The organism is Pseudomonas sp. PAMC 26793 (genome assembly GCF_000313235.1).
Taxonomy (GTDB): Bacteria; Pseudomonadota; Gammaproteobacteria; order Pseudomonadales; family Pseudomonadaceae; genus Aquipseudomonas; species Aquipseudomonas yamanorum.
This window is the reverse complement of the sequence record NZ_AMXG01000040.1, coordinates 148,312-169,737: the sequence shown is the minus strand read 5'-3', so window position 1 is coordinate 169,737 and position 21,426 is coordinate 148,312. Positions and strand designations below refer to the sequence as shown.

The following is a 21,426-nucleotide window of genomic DNA, read 5'->3' as shown; positions in this document are numbered from 1 at the left end:
ATCGGTGGTGGGGGGGTGTGGTGTGCATATCCGTTGCTGCGGTAACGGCGGCATATGGTTCCGCTCTTACAGCGGCTCACTTTTGAAGAGCGCAAAAGTAAGCAAAACGCTCTTGCCCCACCACTCGGCTCCTCGCCTAGGCTCGGAGTGCCCTCACTCCGGCTTTGGACCGTGGGCCGCCGTCATGGGCCATCCCTGGCCCAGGACGGCTAACCTGGCGTCCTGCCAGGTTACCCACGCTCCAAAGCCTGCGTTCGGCCAGCGTGGTTTAACGGGGCGCCTAAGATCAAGATCAAAAGCAAGAGCACAGCGGCCTCCCGGCCGGCTTGAGTGTTGAAAGCAAAATCAAAATCTAAAGCGGGCACGGTCCAAAAAAATGTGGGAGCGGGCTTGCTCGCGAAGGTCGTTAACGATGACGTGGGCATCCTGATTCAACGCGGCGCTCTCAGGTTTTCGCGAGCAAGCCCGCTCCCACAGAAAAGCAGCTTTGCTTTCGCTCTGGCTTTTGATCTGGCTTTTAACACTCAAGCCGGCCGGGAGGCCGCTGTGCTCTTGCTTTTGATCTTGATCTGCGGGCCACGTCAACCACGATGGCCGCAAGTAGGCACGGTGGAGCGGCCCGCGGAGCCGAGCCGGAGTGCGGGCATGCCGAGCCTAGGCGAGGCACCGAGTGGTGGGGCAAAGACCTTTTGGTTACTTTGGCTGGGCCGGCATTCCGGACGTTTGCCAAAAGTGACTCGCTGTAAGAGCGGAACCATAAGCCGCCGTTACCTAAATAACGGATATGTACACAATCAAACCACCACAGCCTGCCGCACCTGCTTCTCCAGTTCAGCCTTCAACCCAGGCTCCAACTTAAGCTGCCGCGCCAACTCATCGAGATAAGCCTTCTCCATGAAGTTCTCCTCATCCACCAACATCACACTGGCGATATACATCTCGGCAGCCAACTCCGGAGTGCTGGCAGCCCGAGCCACATCCGCCGGATCCAGGGGCTTGTTAAGTTCAGCATGCAACCACTGCTGCAACTCGCGATCGTTGTCCAGCTTCACAAACTCCCCTTCGATCAACGCCCGCTCACGCTCGTCCACATGCCCGTCAGCCTTGGCCGCAGCCACCAGCGCCTTCAAAATCCCCTGGCTGTGCTGCTCCACCTGGGCCGGCGGCAGGCGGTCAATGGTCTGTGGCTCGCCCTGAGGCGCACTGGCCTGCTGCGCCTGCCAGTTGCCATACGCCTTGTAGGCAATCACCCCCAACGCCGCCAACCCACCGTAGGTCAGCGCCTTACCGCCAAACTTGTTCTGCAACATGTCCTGGCCGGATTTGAGCAGTTGATCGAGCAATCCACGGGTATTCATTCACAGCCTCCAGAAACTAGGGTTCACAGCACCAATAGGCCCCCAGCGTAAAACTAAGTGCCAAACCCCCCCGATCTAGAGTGCTTCCAGATGTAACGCGCTTACCCCTCAATTAAAACGATATGCACTCGAACAAATCCTGCGCCAGGCGCACCTGATCCTTGCCACCCTCGACAACGTCAAGCGCAGCCTGCAAGTGGGCTAATCCCTGTGAATGATCGTTCCCACGCTCTGCGTGGGAATGCATCTCGTGGCGCTCCGCGCCACAACGCTTCGCAGAAACGTCTTGTTTCACATGCAACGCCATCAACACGCCATCAATCATTTTTCCTTCCGCACCGAACCGCTTAAGCTATTTGGCATCTGTTTAATGTCCGTTGCGTTTGGCCGAAGGCATGTCCGAACCGTTTTCCTTGATCCAGCACGTGCCAGGAACGGCGCGGGATTGTTCACGACAGGTTGTATTTATGCACCGCAGGAATTTGCTCAAAGCGTCCATGGCCATTGCGGCTTACACCGGTCTATCGGCCAGTGGCCTGCTGGCCGCCCAAGCCTGGGCGGGCAATCGCGCCGCTGATGGCGAGGCCCAGGCCTTTGATTTCGAGGCGCTGAAGATCCAGGCCAAGCAGTTGGCCGGCAATCGCTATCAGGACACCAAGCAGGTATTACCGCCGACCCTCGCGACCATGACCCCACAGAACTTCAATGCCATCGGCTACGACGGCAAGCATTCGCTGTGGAAAGAATTGAACGGCCAGCTGGACGTGCAGTTCTTCCACGTCGGCATGGGTTTCAAGACGCCGGTGCGCATGTACAGCGTTGACCCGAAAACCCGCCAGGCACGCGAGGTGCACTTCCGCCCTTCGCTGTTCAACTATGAAAAAACCACGGTAGACACCAAACAGCTGACCGGCGACCTGGGTTTCTCCGGCTTCAAGCTGTTCAAGGCCCCGGAACTGGACCGCCATGACGTGCTGTCCTTCCTCGGCGCCAGTTACTTCCGCGCGGTGGATTCCACCGGCCAGTACGGCCTTTCCGCACGCGGCCTGGCCATCGATACCTACGCGAAGAAGCGCGAGGAATTCCCGGACTTCACCAAGTTCTGGTTCGAAACCCCGGACAAGGACAGCACCCGCTTCGTGGTCTACGCCCTGCTGGATTCGCCAAGCGCCACCGGTGCCTACCGCTTCGATATCGACTGCCAGGCCAACCAGGTAGTGATGGGCATCGACGCCCACATCAACGCACGCACCGCCATCGAGCAGTTGGGCATCGCGCCGATGACCAGCATGTTCAGCTGCGGCACGGTTGAGCGGCGGATGTGCGACACGATCCACCCGCAGATCCACGACTCGGACCGCCTGGCCATGTGGCGCGGCAATGGCGAGTGGATCTGCCGCCCGCTGAACAACCCGGCCACCCTGCAATTCAACGCGTTTGCCGACACCGACCCGAAAGGCTTCGGCCTGGTGCAGACCGACCATGAGTTCGCCAGCTACCAGGACACCGTGGACTGGTACAGCAAGCGCCCAAGCCTGTGGGTAGAACCTACAACTGCGTGGGGCGAAGGCTCTATCGACCTGTTGGAAATTCCTACAACCGGCGAAACCCTGGACAACATCGTGGCCTTCTGGACCCCGAAGAAACCCGTGGCAGCCGGCGAATCCCTGAACTACGGCTACAAGCTCTACTGGAGCGCCCTGCCGCCGGTCAGCACGCCACTGGCGCAGGTCAACGCCACCCGTTCGGGCATGGGCGGCTTTACCGAAGGTTGGGCACCGGGGGAGCATTACCCTGAAGTCTGGGCGCGGCGCTTTGCGGTGGACTTCAACGGCGGCGGGCTGGATCGCCTGCCTGAAGGCACCGGGATCGAGCCGGTGGTGACGTGCTCCCATGGCGAGGTCAAAGACTTCAGCGTATTGGTCCTGGATGCCATCAAGGGCTATCGAATCCTGTTTGATTGGTACCCCACCAGCGACAGCGTCGAGCCGGTTGAACTGCGACTGTTCATCCGCACCCAGGACCGCACCTTGAGCGAAACCTGGCTGTACCAGTACTTCCCACCGGCTCCAGACAAGCGCAAGTACACCTGATACCGAACGTTCCCACGCTTGCGTGGGAACGTCCCTTCGGCGCTTTCAGAACCGCGAAATACTCTTCATTGCCCCGATCAAGTACCGCATCGCCACCTGATCACTCTCGGTCAGGGCGCGGTACTGTTCCAGCAATTCCGCCTCGTCCGAACTCAACCGCCGGCCACGCAACGACATGCGTCGAGTCAGAAAGGACGACACAACACCCGCAACACCATAAGACTTGGCCATGGACTGTCTCCTCGTATCAATCGACTGCTCCTGGTTGCCCATAACCTCATCCCGTGGTTCGACCCGCGAGGTTCATCAAGCCGACTTCCTGGGCCAGAAATCAGACTTACTGTAAGCGTAGAAACTATCTTGCCGGGCGTGAGATTTTTTTAGAGTAATCACTTAAAAAAATGCTTATAGGGCAGTGACCTACAGCGTTATCCCACAAGTGGCCGGTAGAGGTGGATGTCGTCCGGTTCCTGTTGATACAGCTCGGGATCCGGCTGCTTGAGCAGGTGGCAGCCATGCCGGAGATAGAACTCCACCGTGTTGCGCGACTCGGTGGCCGATACGTAGAGCGCCTCGGCCCCCGCCGTGCGGGCGTGCTCACAGGCCAGGGCAAACAGCTGGCCACCCAGACCCAGGCCACGGGCACCATGGCCCACATGCAAAAACTTGAGCTGGCGCATGTGCAGGCCCTGGTTGTGGATAACCCGGTTGTCCACCACCACGGCGGCCAGCAACGTTTGGCCGTCGAACACCCCATGCAGCCAGCCGCCGCGCTTCAGGCACGCGTGCAGGGCCACGGCATCCTGCTCGGCTTCGCCCTCAGGCCAGCCGTGCATGTCGTGGTGCTCGGGGTATAGCCGCAACTCACCGTGTTCCACGCGATAACACTCGTCGACCCGTTCGGTGCGGTCAATCAGCGCCAGCAACGGCAGGTCTTTTTCGGCTAGGTCACGCTTGATCAACATGCTGTGCGTCCGAGGGGTGATGGTGAACAAGGTTGAAGGCTTCCCCAGGCGTTGGCGCTTCGAAATAGCCGGTGATCAAATCGAACTGGGCATCACTGGTTTCAAACGCGTGGGTACCGGCAGCATTGCGTGCACGCAGGCGTGCCTTGCAGACCTCGTCCGGCACGTCCAGGTAATGCAATTGGTGATCGGCACCCGCGCCCTCGAACAAAGACCGCATCCAGCGACGGCTGGCCAGGGTGTTGGCGGGAAAATCCAGCACCACCGAGACGCCGGCCTTGAGCAACGAAATGATATGGGCCGTCAACGCATCGCGCAGGTGGCCGGTGCAGCGCACGTAGTCGCCCAGAGCCTGGATCTGTCCGGGATAAAGGCGTGACAGCCATTCATCCTCGCTGATCAATACCGTCTGGGGAGCCTGCGACAACTGCTGGGTCAGGGTCGATTTGCCGGATGCGATTTTGCCGCAGATCAGGTGCAACATGAGTTTCTCCGGTATTGAAGCCAATAAAAAACCCGCCGGTTCAAGGGCGGGTTTTCATGTTTACCACGATTGCTGTGCAGATCAATCCCGCAAATCGGACTCATGAATCGGCTGGTCGCGATGGGTGGCCCGCTGATACTGCGCCGGCCAGGTCGCCTTGCGCCCACCCAGGTCGTCGTCGGCATGCAACGGCCAGTACGGGTCACGCAGCAGCTCACGGGCAAGGAAGATGATATCGGCCTGGCAAGTACGCAGGATGTGCTCGGCCTGGGCGGGCTCGGTAATCATGCCCACAGTGCCGGTGGCGATCCCCGATTCTTTGCGCACACGCTCGGCGAAGCGGGTCTGGTAACCGGGGCCGGTCGGAATCTCCGCATTGGCCGCGGTGCCGCCGGAGGAGACGTCGATCAGGTCGACGCCCAAGTCTTTCAGACGGCGCGCCAGTTCGACGGTTTCATCCGGGTTCCAGCCGTCTTCGACCCAGTCGGTGGCCGAGACCCGCACAAACAGCGGCAACTCTTGAGGCCAGGCTTCACGCACCGCCGTGGTCACTTGCAGCACCAGGCGAATGCGGTTTTCGAACGAGCCGCCGTACTGGTCCTGACGTTGATTGCTCAGGGGCGAAAGAAACTGATGCAGCAGGTAGCCATGGGCCGCATGGATTTCCGCCACTTTGAAACCGGCGGTCAACGCACGCTTGGCGGCAGCGACAAAGTCAGCGATCACTTGCTGGATCTGCCCTTCGTCCAGTTGCTTGGGTGAAGTGTGCTGCGGATCGAAGGCAATCGGCGAAGGCCCCACCGGCACCCAACCGCCGTCTTCCGGCTTGACGCTGCCGTGCTTGCCGATCCATGGCCGGTGCGTGCTGGCCTTGCGCCCGGCGTGGGCCAGTTGAATGCCCGCCACCGCGCCTTGGGCGTTGATGAAGCGCGTGATGCGTTGCAGGGGTTCGATCTGTTCGTCGTTCCACAGGCCCAGGTCCTGGGCGGTGATGCGGCCATCGGCAGTCACGGCGGTGGCTTCGGTAAAGATGAGCCCGGCGCCACCGACGGCACGGCTGCCGAGGTGCACCAGGTGCCAGTCATTGGCCAGGCCATCGACGCTAGAATACTGGCACATCGGCGAAACGGCGATGCGGTTGAGCAGGGTCAGTTGGCGCAGGGTATAGGGTTCAAGCAGCAGACTCATGGGGCACCTCTTTTATGCAGTGGGCAGGCTCCAGGGTTCTGTTTGAAAGGTCGACGAAAAACCCGTCCCCGGCGGGCTGAAATAAGACAAGGTCACAAGACCGATCACACAGTGCTTAGAGACTAGTCGACAACAGAGGATTGCACAGGGTTCAGCGTGGCTCGATATGGGCAATCATCAGTTGCACGGTTTCCTGGCCACGGAACTCGTTCACGTCGAGCTTGTAGGCCAGTTCCACCCAGCGAACGGTGGGGTTGGGCCAGATCTCGCGGTCGATACCGAACGCAATGCCATCGAGTTTCACCGATCCACACTCGCTCTTGAGCACCACTTTCAGGTGCCGCTCGCCGACGACGCGCTGCTCCACCAACTGGAACACCCCGTGAAACAACGGCTCGGGGAAATGCTGCCCCCACGGCCCGGCATTGCGCAGGGCGCGGGCCAGTTCCAGGTGAAACTCTTCAACCGCCAGGGTGCCGTCGGACAGCAGCCGGCCAGTCAGGTCTTCTTCACGCAGTTGGCGGCGCACTTCGGCGTCAAAGGCTTCGGCGAACAGTGGGAAGTTGGCCTCGGGCAAGGTCAGCCCCGCCGCCATGGCGTGGCCGCCGTACTTGGCGATCAGCGTTGGGTGCTGGCTGGCCACCACGGCCAGCGCATCACGGATATGAAAGCCCGGCACGGAACGCCCGGAGCCCTTGAGCAGGCCATCCCCGGCATCGGCAAAGGCGATGGTCGGGCGGAAGTAGCGCTCTTTCATCCGCGAGGCGAGGATGCCGATCACGCCCTGGTGCCATTCCGGGTCGAACAGGCACAAGCCATACGGCATCGAATCCACCGGCAAGTCCTTGAGCTGGGCCAGGGCCTCACGCTGCATGCCTTGCTCGATGGATTTACGGTCCTGGTTCATGCCGTCCAGCTGCGCGGCCATTTCCCGGGCGGCGGCGAAATCCGAAGTGAGCAGGCATTCGATGCCCAGGCTCATGTCATCCAGGCGACCGGCGGCGTTCAGGCGCGGGCCGAGGATAAACCCGAGGTCGGTGGAGGTGATGCGGGCGTGATCGCGCTTGGCCACTTCGAGGATCGCCTTGATCCCCGGGCGAGCGCGACCGGCACGAATACGCTCCAGGCCTTGATAGACCAGGATACGGTTGTTGGCGTCCAGCGGGACCACGTCGGCCACGCTGCCCAGGGCCACCAGGTCCAGCAGTTCACCGATGTTCGGCTGCGGCTTGTTCTCGTACCAGCCAAGGCTGCGCAAACGCGCGCGCAGGGCCATCAGCACGTAGAAGATCACGCCTACACCGGCCAACGCCTTGCTGGGAAATTCACAGCCCGGCTGGTTCGGGTTGACGATCGCATCCGCCGCCGGCAGTTCATCGCCGGGCAGGTGGTGGTCGGTAACCAGTACCTTGAGCCCCGCCGCTTTCGCCGCCGCCACGCCTTCGACGCTGGAGATGCCGTTGTCCACGGTGATCAGCAGCTGTGGCTCGCGCTGCAGGGCCACCGCGACGATTTCCGGGGTCAGGCCGTAGCCGTATTCGAAACGGTTGGGCACCAGGTAGTCGACGTGGGCGGCCCCCAACAAACGCAGGCCCAGGGTGCCCACGGTGCTGGCGGTGGCGCCATCGGCGTCGAAGTCACCCACGATCAGTATCCGCTGGCGCTGTTCCAGAGCCGTCACCAGCAGGTCCACGGCGGCATCGATGCCCTTGAGCTGCTGATACGGAATCAGCCGGGCCAGGCTTTTATCCAGCTCGGCTTCCGATTGCACCCCGCGTGCGGCGTAGAGACGGGTCAACAACGGTGGCAATTCACCGAGGAATGGCAGGACGGCGGGCAACGGGCGAGGATCGATACGCATGGGGTGACGGAAGCTTCTCTTTAATACAGCGTTGAAAATTAATGCTGAAAACAGCGGTGATCCCTTGTGGGAGCTGTCGAGCCCCAGCGAGGCTGCGATAGGATCACCTCGGTGTACCTGTCAGACCGCGTTGCCTGCATCGCAGCCTCGCTAAAGCTCGACAGCTCCCACACTCGACCAGCGTCCTATCAGTTATCGCCGTTTCAGCCGCGCTCGCCAGCCAGCCATTCCAGCTGGACTTCGTGCTGGCCACGGTCGTCAGTCACGAAGATCGTGCCTTCGCTGATCATCACGTCCCACTTGATCACCCGGGGCATGTCCTTGGCCAGGACTTCCAGGATTTCCTGGGGTACGGCGGCGATGCTCACGTTTTTCAGGTTCTTCGCCACCGGCACCACTTTGCCTTCCCAGACGCGCAAGCTGCCATAGGCCAGCAAGGTGGTGCGTTCGGTACGGCGGGAACACCAGGTCAGGCGGTCCGCGTCCGGCTGGCCGACTTCGATCCAGTGCAGGACGCGGTCATCCAGGCTTTTTTCCCACAGCGCTGGTTCGTCTACATCTGACAGGCCACGACCAAAAGACAACTGTTCGTTGTAGAAAAGTGCGTAGGCCAGCAGGCGCACGGTCATGCGCTCTTCGGTTTCCGAAGGGTGGCGGGCGATGGTCTGCTTGACGCTCTCGTACACCGAACGATCAAGGTCGGTGAGGTTGAGTTCAAACTTGTAGGTCGTGGACGGCTGGGCCATGAACGGACTTCTAGAGACAGGGAAAGGCGGCAAGTCTAACCGATGGCGAGGTGATTCAACGAATCCTGCGCAGCATCATCCTTATCACTGCGCCACTCGCCTATGTTAAAAGGCTCACATCCCTGCCCTGCCCGAAAGGTTCCTCATGTCGTTTACCGCCAAACCACTTGCCGGCCTGAAAGTCATCGAACTCGGCACCTTGATCGCCGGCCCGTTTGCGTCCCGCATCTGTGCCGAGTTCGGCGCCGAGGTGATCAAGGTCGAATCCCCGGATGGCGGCGACCCGCTGCGCAAGTGGCGCAAGCTGTATGAAGGCACCTCGCTGTGGTGGTTTGTGCAGGCGCGTAACAAGAAATCCCTGACCCTGAACCTGAAACACCCGGACGGCCTGGCGATCCTCAAGCAGCTGTTGGCGGATGCCGACATCCTGATTGAGAATTTTCGCCCTGGCGTGCTGGAAAAGCTCGGCCTGAGCTGGGAAACCTTGCACGCCCTGAACCCGAAACTGGTGATGGTGCGCCTCTCGGGCTTTGGCCAGACCGGGCCGATGAAGGACCAGCCAGGGTTTGGTGCGGTGGGCGAATCCATGGGTGGCCTGCGTTACATCACCGGTTTCGAGGACCGCCCGCCGGTGCGCACCGGGATTTCCATTGGTGACTCAATCGCGGCGTTGTGGGCTGTGATCGGCGCGCTGATGGCCCTGCGTCATCGTGAAGTGAACGGCGGACTCGGCCAGGTGGTGGATGTGGCGCTGTATGAGGCGATCTTCGCGATGATGGAAAGTATGATCCCGGAGTTTGACGTATTTGGCTTTATCCGCGAACGCACCGGCAACATCATGCCCGGCATCACGCCGTCCTCGATCCACACCAGCCAAGACGGCAAGCATGTGCAGATCGGCGCCAATGGCGACGCAATCTTCAAGCGGTTCATGTCGGCCATTGGTCGGGACGACCTGGCCAACGACCCGGCCCTGGGCAGCAACGATGGCCGCGACAGTCGGCGCGATGAGTTGTATGGGGTGATTGATCGCTGGGTCAACTCGCTGCCGCTGGAGCAAGTGGTGGAGCAGCTGAACAAGGCCGAAGTCCCCGCCAGCCGAATCTACAGCGCCGAAGACATGCTGGGAGACCCGCAGTTTCTCGCCCGCGAGATGTTCCTCAAGGCCCAACTCCCTGGCGGCAAGGACTTCAAGATGCCCGGCATCGTGCCCAAACTGTCAGACACACCGGGCAGTTGTGAGTGGGTCGGACCAGAGTTGGGCGAACACAACACCATGGTGCTCAATGAATTGGGCTACGACGCAGCCGCCATTACCCGCCTGCGTGAGAATGGCGCGATCTGATGGCCCGGCGCTTCATCATTCGTCTATGCCTCCTGGGTTCACTGCTCGGGGCGTGGCCGCTATCAAGCCAGGCCCAGGGCACCTTGATCTGGCTGCTGCGTGACCTGCCGCCCGTGACAATTTTCGACGGCCCGCAAAAGGGCCAGGGTGCCCTCGACCAACTGCTGCCGATACTCGCCGAGCATATGCCGGAGTATCGACACAGGACCCTCCACGTGAACCGCGCCCGCGGCATGCAAATGCTCCGCGACCCAGACACGCTGACGTGCGACCCGTCCCTGCTGCGGACAGCAGAACGCGCAAAAACCATTGTATTTTCCGCCCAGGCCTTTGCGACGGTGAGCAATGGGGTGACCATCCGCCAAAGTCAGCGGGCAGCGCTGGCGCCGTTTGTGGTGGACGGAATGTTTGACCTGGAGGCGTTTTTGAATGCCCGGGATGCGCGCCTTGGCATCATCGCCGAACGCAGTTACGGCGCCCTTATCGATGAAGCCCTCAGGCACGCCAGTGTTCACAAGCTGGCACCGCACTACGGCAATGACGCCCTCGGCAGCCTGCTGCAAATGCAGCGCAAGGGGCGGCTGGAGGCGGTGTTGGGTTACTGGACAGAAGTTCGCTATCAGGCGCTGCAACAGGGCATCGATCCCCAGGACCTGATTTTTTATCCCATCAAGGGCACCCCGCCCTATCAACTGACCCATATCGGCTGCACGGATACGGCAGCAGGACGCGAGGCTATCGAGCGGATCAATCAGGTACTGCGCGAGATCCCGCAGGAGCAACTGCGGCAGTCCTACGCCTCTTGGCTCGACCCGGTCATGCGTGAGCAATACCTGCAAGACAACCCGACGTTTTTCCAGGAGGCCCCCGGCCCATGACAAATCGCGGGCAAAAAGAAACCCCGAGCAGTGGGGAGACAACTCGGGGTTAATAAGGGCCTAAAAAGACCAGTAACAACGAGCCACAAGCACCGGAGCACAATGCTTGATCTCGCTGTTACAAAATCTGACTCGCCTTACCGTAGGAAGGTTCCCAACAAAAATAAATCTTCATGCACAGGCATTCGGCCGAGTCAGGGCCGCATTGCGCAGGGCCGCCATGACCGAGGGTTCCAGGCGTCCTTCGGCGATCATCAGGTCGCGGTGCAAGCAGTCCACCACATCCACCAATGCACGCTTGTCGGTCAATTGCGCCTGGTCGACTTCACGTTCGACCACGATGGCACCGGCCGGATTCTTTACGGTTACCAGGCATTCGCCCTGCACACCCGAGGTGGTCAGCGTGACCTGATAAGGGCTCAGTGCTTCACCGAGCAATAGGCTGATACTTTCCATCTCGATCACCACTCAATAGTTCGGGAACAATCGTGTAAACGGGAGCTGCATCTATCCTAAGTGACTATTTGTGTCGTAGGAAAGTTCGCTTTTTCGTCTTTCAAGGGTTGCCGGGGGATGACGTGTCCAGCATGCGCTTGCAACATGACAACCAAAAAACGGCAGCACATAACTGCTTACTCAATGAGTTGCCGTTTTGGCGCTGATGCCGAGGGTGAATCCTATACTCGGTGAGTGCGGGTCACGCGGCCACACAGGCCTATCAAAAGCCCCCAATTCGAAGGATGACGACCATGCTGGAACACAACAAAGAGCAGGCTGTACTAGAGAAAATTCACGCTGACATATCACGAATTTATGCCGAACAACGCAAGCTCAACGCAGAATCCCACAAGATAACCCGTGAGAATTTCTGGTACCCCGTGGGTATCGCCATAGGCTTCTTCACGGCTGTCGGGACAGTCATGGCAATCGCGCAAAAGCTACTCGCGTAAACGCCCCCTACGACCAGGGCTGCCTGAAACGCAACCGCCGCTAACCCAAGGAAGGGAAAGCGGCGTTGTTTTGCCGATCGTTAAAACGCCACTCCGGCCATCCCTCCCATTAACAGGCTAGAATCCCCGAATTGCCCCGGGAGCCTGTATTGAAAGAAGCGTCTGATAAGCCATTGCGCATCGTCCTCGCCGACGACCATCCGATTTTCCTCATCGGTCTGCGGGCGGTCCTGGAACGTGACGAGAGGCTGACCATCGTCGGTGAGGCCAACTCACCCCAGGCCCTTGGCGAACTGCTGCAACAGTGTGCCTGTGACCTCCTGGTGACCGACTTCATGATGCCCGCAGAGCCCCAGGCCGACGGCTTGCGCCTGATCGAACAACTGCGCCGGCATCACCCGACCCTGCCCATCGTGGTGGTGACCATGCTCAATAACGCCGGGTTGTTCCACGCCATCCTGGAGTTGGGGGTCATGGGCCTTCTGAGCAAGGCCAGTCTGGCGGATGAACTGCCTGAAGCCATCCGCCAGGTACGCCAGCAGCGACGCTATGTGGCCCAGACCATTCGCCAGTCACTGAACCTCGCCGGTGTCGATCGGGTGCACTCCCAGGATCAACTGTCCCCCCGTGAACTGGAAGTCATTCGCCTGCTGGCCGGCGGCTTGACGGTAGGCGAGATCGCCGCGAATCTTCATCGCAGCAAACAGACCGTCAGCGCGCAAAAAGTCAGCGCCATGCGCAAGCTGGGCCTGAGCAACGACGCGGCGTTATTTATCTATGTGCAGGAACACGGGCTGGCCTAGCCTGAAACGCGATCCACTGTTTCAGTGCCTCGGCATCCATGGGCCGGGCGATAAAGCAGCCTTGCAACCACGCAGCCCCCAACTCACTCACCGCGTGATAATCGGCGGCACTTTCAACCCCGGTCACCACCACCCCCACACCCAGTCGCCCTGCCATACTCATGGCGCCGGCAACCACTGCGGCCTTGCGATCGTCCCTGGCCATGCCGCTGGCAAACGCCGGCGGGATCTTCAATTCGCTGAAGGGCAATTCCAGCAAGCGTTGCAGGCTGGTGCCGCCCACGCCGAAATCACCAATGGACAGCTTGCACCCCATCATCCGCAAACGCAGCAAGCCGGTGACGTGGGCGCTGTCGGTGTTCAAGCGCGAGGTTTCCACCAGTTCGAGGGTCAGGCCATGAGCCGGCACGCCGTGAAGTTGCAGCAAGCCTTGCAGCACCTGGGGAAAGTGCGCGCGCTCCAGCATGCGCCCCGGGATATTCACCGCCACCGGGAGCGCCTGGCCGGTCTCGCGCATGACGTGTGCCACCAGGCCCAGCGCTTGCTCCAACACGTGCCAGGTAAACGCCTCTTCCATGCCGGCAAACTCCAGCACCGGTAGAAACTCGTCAGGCAAAAGCAGCCCGCCTTCAGGAAGCTGCCAGCGGGCCAGCGCTTCAACACCTTGCAACGCCCCCGCCTGGCTGACGATAGGCTGATACCAGACCGTGCCACAGCGTGCGATAACCGCCTGGCTCAGATCGGCCGAGGGCGGCAACAACTCGATTTCGCTCAAGCCCAGCAACTGGCGCACCCGCTCCCAGGACATCGCCTGTGGCCCGGGACGCAAGCGCTCCCGGCACGCCGTCAAGACCTGCCCGATCAGTGTGGCCGACGCAGGCTTGGGCAAACAACCCAGCACATTTAGCCCCAATTGCCGCGCCATATTCGCCACGCCTTCCAGCACATCCGGCTCGGCGTTGCTCAGCAGAATCAACACTTGGGCCTGGCGACGCTCGGCCATTTCCCGAATCAACTCCAGGCCATCGCCCTGCTCCAGGTACAGATCGCAAATCGCGATATCCACCGCGCCCTTGCTCTCCAGTGACTGCCGAGCGGCGTCAACCGTTTCGGCAGTGCGCACATTGAATACGCCGTTGGCATTGAGCATCTGATGCAGGGCCATCAGTTGGAACGGGTTATCTTCGAGGATCAGGACGTTGAGGGAGCGCATGAAAACTTTACCGGGGAGACGCGAGGGTGCACAGACTAGTCAAAACCCCGCGTCTTCCCCATAGGACATGTCTTATTCGGACTGATCCAGACAGGCATCAAGCTCGCACCGAAACTCTACCAATGCTTCGCGCAGCGCTATCCAATGCCTTTCAATCTCAGCGTTGCGCTGATCCCGAATACAACCTTCCAGCGCCACGCAGGCCTTGGCCAGTGGCAACGCATCCACCAGGCAGCATATGCCCTTCAGGCGGTGCAACGAGGCGACCAGCCGGGCCTGATCGTGGTCCGCCATGGCGGTGGTCATCACCCTTTGTTCCTGCTCAAGACTCCTCGCCAGTTCCTGCAACATCTGCTGCAAAACCGGCCCGTCGGCCTGGGTCATGGTGCGCAGGGTCTCGATACTGAAAGAACGCGAAGGCGCCACCCGGGCGAGCACACGCGTCCAGTGTTCAAGGGTCACGGGTTTGACCAGCAGTTCATCCATTCCAGCCTCCCGGCAGCGCTGCTGTTCGTCATCCTGGGCATTCGCCGTGCAACCCACCAGCGCCAGGCGTGGCCGTTGCTCCTGGGCTTCAAGCCGGCGGATGGCCTCGCTCAAAGCGTAGCCGGACATGCCCGGCATGTTGCAGTCGGTAACCAACAGATCAAACACCTCGTTGCGCCAATGCTGCAAGGCCGCCTCGGCCGAGTCGACGGCCACCACCTGATGGCCAAGGAACTGTAACTGCTGAACCAGTACCAGACGGTTGGCCGGCAGGTCATCCACCACCAGCACCGACAGGCTGCGGCCGGCGACGGGCAACGACACGGCAGGCACCGCCGGCACGTCGTCGCTGCTGACCTGGTCCAGGTACAGCTCGATGCACACCACCGTGCCCTGCCCCACCACACTACTCAAAGTGATGCTGCCGCCCATCAACTCCACCAGTTGCTGGCAGATGCTCAAGCCCAGCCCCGTGCCACCGTGTTCGGCAGCCGTCATTGCACTGACCTGGATAAACGGCTTGAACACCCGCGCCTGCTGCTCGATGCCGATCCCCGGGCCGCTGTCCTCCACGCACAGGTGCAAGTATTCGACACCTGAGTGGTCAAGCTTGCGCGCGACACTGACCCGAACCTCGCCGTGCTGGGTGAATTTAATCGCGTTGCCCAACAGGTTATGGATCACCTGGCGCAAGCGCAGCGGGTCGAACCAGTAGTGCCCTTGTGCCGCCGGATCGAAAGCGAGAGTCAAGTGCAGGCCTTTTTTCTGCGCCATGGCTTCAAACAGCCGCTGTATGCCCTCGAAGAACGCTTTCAAGTCAGTGGTCTGCGGCGCCAGTTGCAGATGACCGGCTTCAATCTTCGCCAGGTCCAGGCTGTCCCCCATCAGGGCAATCAACTCCCGCGCCGAGCGATGGGCTACCCGCAGCGCTTCAGACACCGGCTTGCCTTCGGCCAAGGCCCGCTCCTGCTCCAATTCAAGCAGACCGATGATGGCGGTCATCGGCGTGCGAATCTCGTGGCTCAGGGTCGAAAGAAAGGCGCTTTTGGCGTAGTTCGCTTCATCAGCAGCCTGGCGCGCATCCATCAACTGGTGCTCCAGGACCTTGCGCTCGTTGATGTCGATCCAGCCACCGAGCAACCCTTGCAATTGGCCCTTGGCGTCAAAGAACGGCACCGTCCACTGATAGACATGAAACGCCCCGCCGTTGAACTCCAGTTGCCGGTCGACGAACAGCGACTGCTGGGTCGCCAACTGTTCCATATGCCCGGCGTGCAGGCGCGCGGCCGTTGCGTCAGGCATCAACCCGCTTTCCATCAGCGTCAGGCCCTGGATCCGCTCACGCCGGGTGTTCAACTGTTGTTCATAGCGGGTGTTGCAGGTCACCAGGCGTCCTTCCAGATCACGCACAAATACCGGGTTGGGCATGCCATCCAGCAACGCGCGTTTAAATGCCAACTGGTCGTTGAGCCGCTGCTCGGCCTGCAGGCGCTGGCGAATCTGGCGCTTGAGGCGGCTGTTCCAGGCCAGGGACACCAGCACAAACAGCAACGCCATGGCGACCGTCCAATAGGCCCATGGCGGCACGCGCTGCCAGGCCGGCACCGGGACCGGCACGGTCCCCAACCAACGCAAGCGCAAGGCACTCAACTCCGCGACCGGCAGCGCTTCCAGTGCCTTGTTCAAAATGCTCAACAGTTCCGGTTGGTCCTTGCGCACCGACAGGCTGTTGGCCGACCACTTGCCCTCGACACTGCGACCGATGCGCAATTCATCGGCCGGGTAACTCTGAACTTCCACTTCACTTTGGATGGTCGCCGCCGCGCGGCCCTGCGTTACCAGCTCACGGGCCTGGGCATAGTTATCCACCGAGTGCAGCTTGATCCCGGGGTGCTCGCGACGAATGTACCCCTCCAGGACATGGCGTGCCGGCAGCGCCAGGACCTTGCCTGACAGCTCGCTCAAACTGGCCACTGGCGGTGCGTCCGCACGTTGGATAAACACCCAGCCGGAACCCCCAAAACCATGGCTGAAATTCAGGAATGCCTTGCGCTCCTGATTCTCGGCCAACGTGGTGTTCATATCCGCCCTGCCCGTTTCCAGCAACGCCAGGGTTTGTGCCGTGGAAGACACTTCCTCCATGACGAACTGCAAGCCGGTCATGCGTGAAATGCGGTTGAGCAGGTCCACATTCAGCCCCACCCATTGGCCGTCCTTGTCCTTGAATACATACGGCGACAGTTGCTGGGACGCCACCACCACATGGGGATGCTGCAGCACCCAGGCCCGCTCCTGGGCCGACAAGGCGATGCGCTCGGCGGCAATGCCGACGCCCAGGCCGGTGGTCCAGCGCGCGAGGATCTCCCGGCGCACGGAGTCATCGATGCTCGCCAGCGCCTGATCCATCATCGTCCCCAGCAGCGGGTCGGCCTCCCGTGTGGCAAAGGCGAAGCCGATGGGTGCCAGCCGGCTTTCCACCTTGATCTGCAAGCCCAGGTAGGGCCGCAAAGACTTGTAGGCGCGCACGATCACTTCGTTGCCGATAAACGCATCGGCATCGCCTTGCTTCAGCGCTTCCAGGCCGCTGTAGAGATTCGGTGCCAGCATGATGTGGCTGCCGGGATATGCGAGATGGACGTTCTTGACGTTGGCGTAGCCGTCCAGCAACACCAGCTTCTTGTCCTTGAGGTCTTCGTTCTGGGTGGTGTCATCCCGGCGCACAACCACCACCGAACGATCCGGCATGTAGTCTTCGGTAAAGCGCAGCCCCGATACGTCGCGCTCATAACCGTTGGCACTGGTGAGAATATCGATGGTGCCGTTACGCAAGGCTTCCACCGCCTGCGCCCGCTCGGCGAACCCCAGTACTTGCATCGGTGCATTCAGGCGCGCGCCGATCAGGCTCAGGTAATCAGCGCTGATGCCCTGGTAGCGATTGCGGTCGCGAGTGATATCAATCGGCTGATAGTCATCAATCGAGATGCCCACCTTCAACGGCCGATGGGCCGCCAGCCATTGCTGCTCGCTGGTCGTCAGGGGCATGGGCTCGAGGGCAATGAACGCCGGCACCAGTTTGAACGGCAGGCTGACAGCCGCAAGGCTTGCCGACCCCTGCACAAGCAACAGCACACCTGCCAGCCACACATACGCGCGGGTCGATAAATACACCAGTTGGGTTTCCTTGATTATTTTTGTTGGTCGCCGCGCAAGTATGGCTCGCCAGAATGAAAAAGCCCGTCATGAAGACGGGCTTGAGCTACCACGCAAAGCCGTTGGCTCAGAGTGGCTTGCCGCGATTGCCATGCTGGCTGACAAACGCCTGCACCGCTTTCAGGTCATTGGCCAACACGGTGCAACGCTCTTCGCGTTCAAACAGATCGGTGAGGTGCGGCGGCAATTCCAGCGCCTTGCCAACCCCGGCCTTCTCCACCGCTTCCGGGAATTTGACCGGGTGCGCAGTGCCGAGAATCACCATCGGGATGTCCAGGCTGCGGCGGCATTCCCGCGCGGCCTTGACGCCAATGGCGGTGTGCGGGTCCAGCAACTCGCCGGTCTGGGCGTAGACTTCGGCGATGGTCTCGCAGGTTTCGGCGTCGTCCACGGCCAGGGAGTCGAACAGCTTGCGGGTTTCGGTCCAGCGCTCTTGCTCGACGCTGAAACCGCCACCTTGCTTGAAGCTGTCCATCAGGCCAGCCAGGGCAGCGCCGTTGCGACCGTGCATGTCGAACAGCAGGCGTTCGAAGTTCGACGACACCATGATGTCCATCGACGGCGACAGCGTGGCGTGCAGGGTTTCCTTGACGTACTGGTTGCCGCTCATGAAGCGGTGCAGGATGTCGTTGCGGTTGGTGGCGACGATCAACTGGTTGATCGGCAGGCCCATGTTGCGCGCCAGGTAACCCGCGAAGATGTCGCCGAAGTTGCCGGTCGGCACCGAGAACGACACCGAACGCGCCGGGCCGCCCAACTGCAGGGACGCATGGAAGTAGTAGACGATCTGGGCCATGATCCGCGCCCAGTTGATCGAGTTCACCGCCACCAGGCGCGTGCCCTTGAGGAAGCTCTGGTCGGCAAAGCTGGCCTTGACCATTTCCTGGCAGTCATCGAAGTTGCCTTCGATGGCGATGTTGTGGATGTTCTCGCCGAAGATCGTGGTCATCTGCCGACGCTGCACTTCCGACACGCGGTTGTGCGGGTGCAGGATGAAGATGTCGACGTTTTCGCAGTGCTTGCAACCTTCGATCGCCGCCGAGCCGGTATCACCGGAAGTGGCGCCGATGATCACCACGCGCTCTCCGCGTTTTTCCAACACGTAGTCCAGCAGGCGACCCAGCAGTTGCAGGGCGAAATCCTTGAATGCCAGGGTCGGGCCGTGGAACAGTTCCAGGACCCATTCGTTGCCGTTCAGTTGGCGCAACGGAGCGATGGCGCTGTGGGAAAACACGCCGTAGGTTTCTTCCAGGATCTTCTTGAAATCCGCATCCGGAATGCTGCCGGTGACGAACGGGCGCATCACCCGGAACGCCAGTTCGTGGTACGGCAGGCCGGCCCAGGACGCGATTTCTTCCTGGGTGAAGCGTGGCAGGTTTTCCGGCACGTACAGGCCGCCGTCAGTGGCCAGACCGGCCAGCAGAACGTCTTCGAAATTCAGGGCCGGTGCCTGGCCGCGGGTGCTGATATAACGCATGACTGGCTCCTCTAGAGCATGCTTGAACAAGGGCCGCCGAACGCGTGGGGCCCTTGCCGCAAAACGATTAGTTCAGGTGTTCGACGCGAATCCGCACCACCGGCCCAACCACACCCTGCAACGCTTCAAGCGCGGCGATGGCATCGTTGATGTGCTGTTCCAGCACACGGTGGGTCAGCAGGATCATGGGCACCAGGCCGTCTTGTTCTTCGACTTCCTTCTGCATGATCGATTCAATGTTGATGCCGCGCTCCGACAGGATGCTGGCCACCTGAGCGAGCACGCCCGGATGATCCTTAGCCTGGATGCGCAGGTAGTAGGCACTTTCGCAGGCCTCGATCGGCAGGATCGGGTGGGCCGACAGCGAGTCTGGCTGGAAGGCCAGGTGCGGTACGCGGTTTTCCGGGTCGCTGGTCATGGCGCGAACCACGTCCACCAGGTCGGCGATCACCGAGGAAGCCGTGGGCTCCATGCCGGCGCCGGCACCGTAGAACAGGGTCGAACCGGCGGCGTCACCGTTGACCATCACGGCGTTCATCACGCCATTGACGTTGGCGATCAGGCGGTCGGCCGGGATCAGCGTCGGGTGCACACGCAGCTCGATGCCGGCCGGGGTGCTGCGCGCCACACCGAGGTGCTTGATGCGGTAGCCCAGGGCTTCGGCGTAGTTCACGTCGGCAGTGGTCAGCTTGGTGATGCCTTCGGTGTAGGCCTTGTCGAACTGCAGCGGAATACCAAAGGCGATGGACGCCAGGATCGTCAGCTTGTGGGCAGCGTCGATGCCTTCGACGTCGAAGGTCGGATCGGCTTCGGCGTAACCCAGTGCCTGGGCTTCGGCGAGCACGTCTTCGAAGGTACGGCCCTTCTCGCGCATTTCGGTGAGGATGAAGTTACCGGTGCCGTTGATGATGCCGGCCACCCAGTTGATGCGGTTGGCGGACAGGCCTTCACGGATGGCCTTGATCACCGGGATACCACCGGCCACTGCGGCCTCGAATGCCACGATCACGCCCTTCTCGCGGGCCTTGGCGAAGATCTCGTTGCCGTGCACGGCGATCAGCGCCTTGTTGGCAGTGACCACATGCTTGCCGTTTTCGATGGCCTTGAGCACCAGTTCGCGGGCCACGGTGTAGCCGCCCACCAGTTCGATGACAATATCGATTTCAGGGTTGGTGGCGACTTCGAAGACATCGTTGGTAATCGCAATACCGGTCGTTTGGAACTGAGGCTTTGGCGTACGCGTGGCAATTTGCGCCACTTCAATCTCACGCCCTGCACGGCGGGAAATTTCCTCAGCGTTACGCTGAAGTACGTTGAAGGTGCCGCCACCGACGGTCCCTAACCCACAGATGCCTACTTTGACCGGTTTCACTGAAGAACTCCCCATGAAACGGCCGACTCAAGGTCGGCCGTGAAAACAGCCGCACAACTGCGGCTCTCTATTAATGACCCGCCGAACTGTCGGCGAGTCATGATCGTCAAGGCTCGACGATTGTGTTTACTTTGCGTTGAGTGCCAGTTTGGCAACTTGCGGCGCTGGCTGGTAGCCCGGAATCACCTGACCGTCAGCCAAAACGATGGCCGGCGTGCCGCTCACCCCAATCGACTGGCCGAGGGCGAACTGCTTGGAAACCGGGTTGGCGCACTTGGCAGCCTTGATTTCCTTGCCATCGACCATCTTGTCCATGGCGGCCTTCTTGTCGGCGGAGCACCAGACGGCTTGCAACTGCTCGTCACCCGGCGAACCCAGGCCCTGGCGCGGGAACGCCACGTAGCGCACTTCAACGCCGAGCTTGTTCAGCTCAGGCACTTCGGCGTGCAGCTTGTGGCAGTACGGGCAGGTGGTGTCGGTGAACACGGTGATGTGGGTCTTGGTTTCGCCAATGGCCGGGTAAACCACGGTTTCAGCCACCGGAATGCCGTTGATCAGCTTGGATACACCCAGGCGCTCGGCTTTTTCGGTGAGGTTCACGGGCTTGCCGTTTTTCAACTGGAACAGGTAGCCCTGGACGATGTACTGGCCATCGGCGCTGGCGTACAGCACGCGGCTGCCCTTGAGCTTGACTTCGTACAGGCCGGCCATCGGGCTGGCGCTGATGCTTTCAATCGGAGTGTCGAGCTGGAGGGCTTCCAGGCTCTTGCGGATTGTCTTTTCTGCGGCGTCATCGGCGACGGCAAAGGTGGAGACCAACGCAATGGCTGCGATGGCAAAAATCTGGGTCAAGCGCATGGGAACTCCTGAAGGCAGATGCAGGGACGGGAGCAGGAACACCGATCTTCAAAAACGGGTTTGGGCCGTCCCCTTTGCGAACCGGCAAAGCCTACCACAGTTGGGCCGCAGGGCAGCCAGTCGCGGGGAAATTGGGCTT

The 21,426-nt window shown here is 60.9% G+C and carries 19 protein-coding genes; 5 read left to right on the top strand and 14 right to left on the bottom strand.

The window, feature by feature from the left end:
* Nucleotides 1-794: 794 nt before the first annotated feature.
* Nucleotides 795-1,358, bottom strand: a complete 564-nt coding sequence (locus D109_RS0121740) for a tellurite resistance TerB family protein (RefSeq protein WP_017478715.1) — start codon at nucleotides 1,356-1,358, stop codon at nucleotides 795-797.
* 112 nt (nucleotides 1,359-1,470) lie between these two features.
* Nucleotides 1,471-1,683 carry a hypothetical protein gene (locus D109_RS0121735; protein WP_017478714.1) on the bottom strand — a complete coding sequence of 71 codons (213 nt, stop codon included), beginning with the start codon at nucleotides 1,681-1,683 and terminating at the stop codon, nucleotides 1,471-1,473.
* A gap of 142 nt (nucleotides 1,684-1,825) precedes the next feature.
* Here D109_RS0121735 and D109_RS0121730 point away from each other — a divergent pair, with 142 nt between their 5' ends.
* A complete protein-coding gene (locus D109_RS0121730; protein ID WP_026078137.1) occupies nucleotides 1,826-3,451 on the top strand; it encodes a glucan biosynthesis protein D in 1,626 nt (541 codons plus the stop codon).
* Between the two features lie 45 nt (nucleotides 3,452-3,496).
* Here the strand turns inward: D109_RS0121730 and D109_RS0121725 are convergent, their stop codons facing one another.
* The 6 genes from D109_RS0121725 to D109_RS0121700 all read right to left on the bottom strand — a co-directional run bounded on the left by D109_RS0121725 (nucleotide 3,497) and on the right by D109_RS0121700 (nucleotide 8,695).
* The gene (locus D109_RS0121725; protein ID WP_026078136.1) at nucleotides 3,497-3,682 is read right to left on the bottom strand and encodes a hypothetical protein; all 186 of its coding nucleotides are present in this window, start codon (nucleotides 3,680-3,682) and stop codon (nucleotides 3,497-3,499) included.
* 197 nt (nucleotides 3,683-3,879) lie between these two features.
* The gene (locus D109_RS0121720; protein WP_017478711.1) at nucleotides 3,880-4,416 is read right to left on the bottom strand and encodes a GNAT family N-acetyltransferase; all 537 of its coding nucleotides are present in this window, start codon (nucleotides 4,414-4,416) and stop codon (nucleotides 3,880-3,882) included.
* Nucleotides 4,400-4,900: an ATP-binding protein gene (locus D109_RS0121715; protein ID WP_017478710.1), complete on the bottom strand. Its 501-nt coding sequence runs from the start codon at nucleotides 4,898-4,900 to the stop codon at nucleotides 4,400-4,402. The genes D109_RS0121720 and D109_RS0121715 overlap by 17 nt, the downstream gene beginning before the upstream one ends.
* An 81-nt stretch (nucleotides 4,901-4,981) precedes the next feature.
* Nucleotides 4,982-6,088, bottom strand: coding sequence for an NADH:flavin oxidoreductase/NADH oxidase (locus D109_RS0121710; protein WP_003209564.1), 1,107 nt, complete (start codon nucleotides 6,086-6,088; stop codon nucleotides 4,982-4,984).
* Nucleotides 6,089-6,239: 151 nt separating this feature from the next.
* A complete protein-coding gene (gene recJ / locus D109_RS0121705; RefSeq protein WP_017478709.1) occupies nucleotides 6,240-7,949 on the bottom strand; it encodes a single-stranded-DNA-specific exonuclease RecJ in 1,710 nt (569 codons plus the stop codon).
* Between the two features lie 203 nt (nucleotides 7,950-8,152).
* Complete coding sequence (locus tag D109_RS0121700) at nucleotides 8,153-8,695, bottom strand: YaeQ family protein (protein WP_003209567.1); 543 nt, start codon at nucleotides 8,693-8,695, stop codon at nucleotides 8,153-8,155.
* 145 nt (nucleotides 8,696-8,840) lie between these two features.
* On the opposite strand from D109_RS0121700, the gene D109_RS0121695 reads away from it, so the two are divergent.
* Together D109_RS0121695 and D109_RS0121690 are read left to right on the top strand one after the other, a co-directional pair.
* A complete protein-coding gene (locus D109_RS0121695) occupies nucleotides 8,841-10,040 on the top strand; it encodes a CaiB/BaiF CoA-transferase family protein (RefSeq protein WP_017478708.1) in 1,200 nt (399 codons plus the stop codon).
* Nucleotides 10,040-10,918, top strand: a complete 879-nt coding sequence (locus D109_RS0121690; protein ID WP_017478707.1) for a TIGR02285 family protein — start codon at nucleotides 10,040-10,042, stop codon at nucleotides 10,916-10,918. The genes D109_RS0121695 and D109_RS0121690 overlap by 1 nt, the downstream gene beginning before the upstream one ends.
* 171 nt (nucleotides 10,919-11,089) lie before the next feature.
* Here D109_RS0121690 and D109_RS0121685 read toward each other — a convergent pair whose 3' ends face one another.
* Nucleotides 11,090-11,374: a DUF3509 domain-containing protein gene (locus tag D109_RS0121685; RefSeq protein WP_017478706.1), complete on the bottom strand. Its 285-nt coding sequence runs from the start codon at nucleotides 11,372-11,374 to the stop codon at nucleotides 11,090-11,092.
* 293 nt (nucleotides 11,375-11,667) lie between these two features.
* On the opposite strand from D109_RS0121685, the gene D109_RS0121680 reads away from it, so the two are divergent.
* On the top strand, nucleotides 11,668-11,868 hold the full coding sequence (locus D109_RS0121680; protein ID WP_010176820.1) for a hypothetical protein: 201 nt from the start codon (nucleotides 11,668-11,670) through the stop codon (nucleotides 11,866-11,868).
* A gap of 149 nt (nucleotides 11,869-12,017) precedes the next feature.
* The gene (locus D109_RS0121675) at nucleotides 12,018-12,671 is read left to right on the top strand and encodes a response regulator transcription factor (protein WP_017478705.1); all 654 of its coding nucleotides are present in this window, start codon (nucleotides 12,018-12,020) and stop codon (nucleotides 12,669-12,671) included.
* On the opposite strand, the gene D109_RS0121670 is transcribed toward D109_RS0121675, so the two are convergent.
* From D109_RS0121670 to dsbC, 5 genes are all read right to left on the bottom strand, one after another.
* Nucleotides 12,640-13,884 carry an EAL domain-containing protein gene (locus D109_RS0121670; protein WP_017478704.1) on the bottom strand — a complete coding sequence of 415 codons (1,245 nt, stop codon included), beginning with the start codon at nucleotides 13,882-13,884 and terminating at the stop codon, nucleotides 12,640-12,642. The two genes, D109_RS0121675 and D109_RS0121670, sit on opposite strands and share 32 nt — an antisense overlap.
* A gap of 72 nt (nucleotides 13,885-13,956) precedes the next feature.
* Nucleotides 13,957-17,538: a transporter substrate-binding domain-containing protein gene (locus D109_RS0121665; RefSeq protein ID WP_017478703.1), complete on the bottom strand. Its 3,582-nt coding sequence runs from the start codon at nucleotides 17,536-17,538 to the stop codon at nucleotides 13,957-13,959.
* 109 nt (nucleotides 17,539-17,647) lie between these two features.
* Nucleotides 17,648-19,057 carry a threonine synthase gene (thrC, locus tag D109_RS0121660; RefSeq protein ID WP_003209579.1) on the bottom strand — a complete coding sequence of 470 codons (1,410 nt, stop codon included), beginning with the start codon at nucleotides 19,055-19,057 and terminating at the stop codon, nucleotides 17,648-17,650.
* A 67-nt stretch (nucleotides 19,058-19,124) separates the two neighbouring features.
* Nucleotides 19,125-20,429, bottom strand: coding sequence for a homoserine dehydrogenase (locus tag D109_RS0121655; protein WP_017478702.1), 1,305 nt, complete (start codon nucleotides 20,427-20,429; stop codon nucleotides 19,125-19,127).
* A gap of 126 nt (nucleotides 20,430-20,555) precedes the next feature.
* A complete protein-coding gene (dsbC, locus tag D109_RS0121650; protein WP_017478701.1) occupies nucleotides 20,556-21,287 on the bottom strand; it encodes a bifunctional protein-disulfide isomerase/oxidoreductase DsbC in 732 nt (243 codons plus the stop codon).
* Between the last annotated feature and the right edge of the window lie 139 nt (nucleotides 21,288-21,426).

What these genes read in the sequence shown, in the direction of transcription:
- thrC (WP_003209579.1), bottom strand. Translation starts at nt 19,057, where the DNA reads ATGCGTTATATCAGCACCCGCGGCCAGGCACCGGCCCTGAATTTCGAA.
- recJ (WP_017478709.1), bottom strand. Translation starts at nt 7,949, where the DNA reads ATGCGTATCGATCCTCGCCCGTTGCCCGCCGTCCTGCCATTCCTCGGT.
- D109_RS0121725 (WP_026078136.1), bottom strand. Translation starts at nt 3,682, where the DNA reads ATGGCCAAGTCTTATGGTGTTGCGGGTGTTGTGTCGTCCTTTCTGACT.
- D109_RS0121695 (WP_017478708.1), top strand. Translation starts at nt 8,841, where the DNA reads ATGTCGTTTACCGCCAAACCACTTGCCGGCCTGAAAGTCATCGAACTC.
- D109_RS0121690 (WP_017478707.1), top strand. Translation starts at nt 10,040, where the DNA reads ATGGCCCGGCGCTTCATCATTCGTCTATGCCTCCTGGGTTCACTGCTC.
- D109_RS0121710 (WP_003209564.1), bottom strand. Translation starts at nt 6,088, where the DNA reads ATGAGTCTGCTGCTTGAACCCTATACCCTGCGCCAACTGACCCTGCTC.
- D109_RS0121685 (WP_017478706.1), bottom strand. Translation starts at nt 11,374, where the DNA reads ATGGAAAGTATCAGCCTATTGCTCGGTGAAGCACTGAGCCCTTATCAG.
- D109_RS0121735 (WP_017478714.1), bottom strand. Translation starts at nt 1,683, where the DNA reads ATGATTGATGGCGTGTTGATGGCGTTGCATGTGAAACAAGACGTTTCT.
- D109_RS0121730 (WP_026078137.1), top strand. Translation starts at nt 1,826, where the DNA reads ATGCACCGCAGGAATTTGCTCAAAGCGTCCATGGCCATTGCGGCTTAC.
- D109_RS0121700 (WP_003209567.1), bottom strand. Translation starts at nt 8,695, where the DNA reads ATGGCCCAGCCGTCCACGACCTACAAGTTTGAACTCAACCTCACCGAC.
- D109_RS0121680 (WP_010176820.1), top strand. Translation starts at nt 11,668, where the DNA reads ATGCTGGAACACAACAAAGAGCAGGCTGTACTAGAGAAAATTCACGCT.
- D109_RS0121670 (WP_017478704.1), bottom strand. Translation starts at nt 13,884, where the DNA reads ATGCGCTCCCTCAACGTCCTGATCCTCGAAGATAACCCGTTCCAACTG.
- dsbC (WP_017478701.1), bottom strand. Translation starts at nt 21,287, where the DNA reads ATGCGCTTGACCCAGATTTTTGCCATCGCAGCCATTGCGTTGGTCTCC.
- D109_RS0121740 (WP_017478715.1), bottom strand. Translation starts at nt 1,358, where the DNA reads ATGAATACCCGTGGATTGCTCGATCAACTGCTCAAATCCGGCCAGGAC.
- D109_RS0121715 (WP_017478710.1), bottom strand. Translation starts at nt 4,900, where the DNA reads ATGTTGCACCTGATCTGCGGCAAAATCGCATCCGGCAAATCGACCCTG.
- D109_RS0121720 (WP_017478711.1), bottom strand. Translation starts at nt 4,416, where the DNA reads ATGTTGATCAAGCGTGACCTAGCCGAAAAAGACCTGCCGTTGCTGGCG.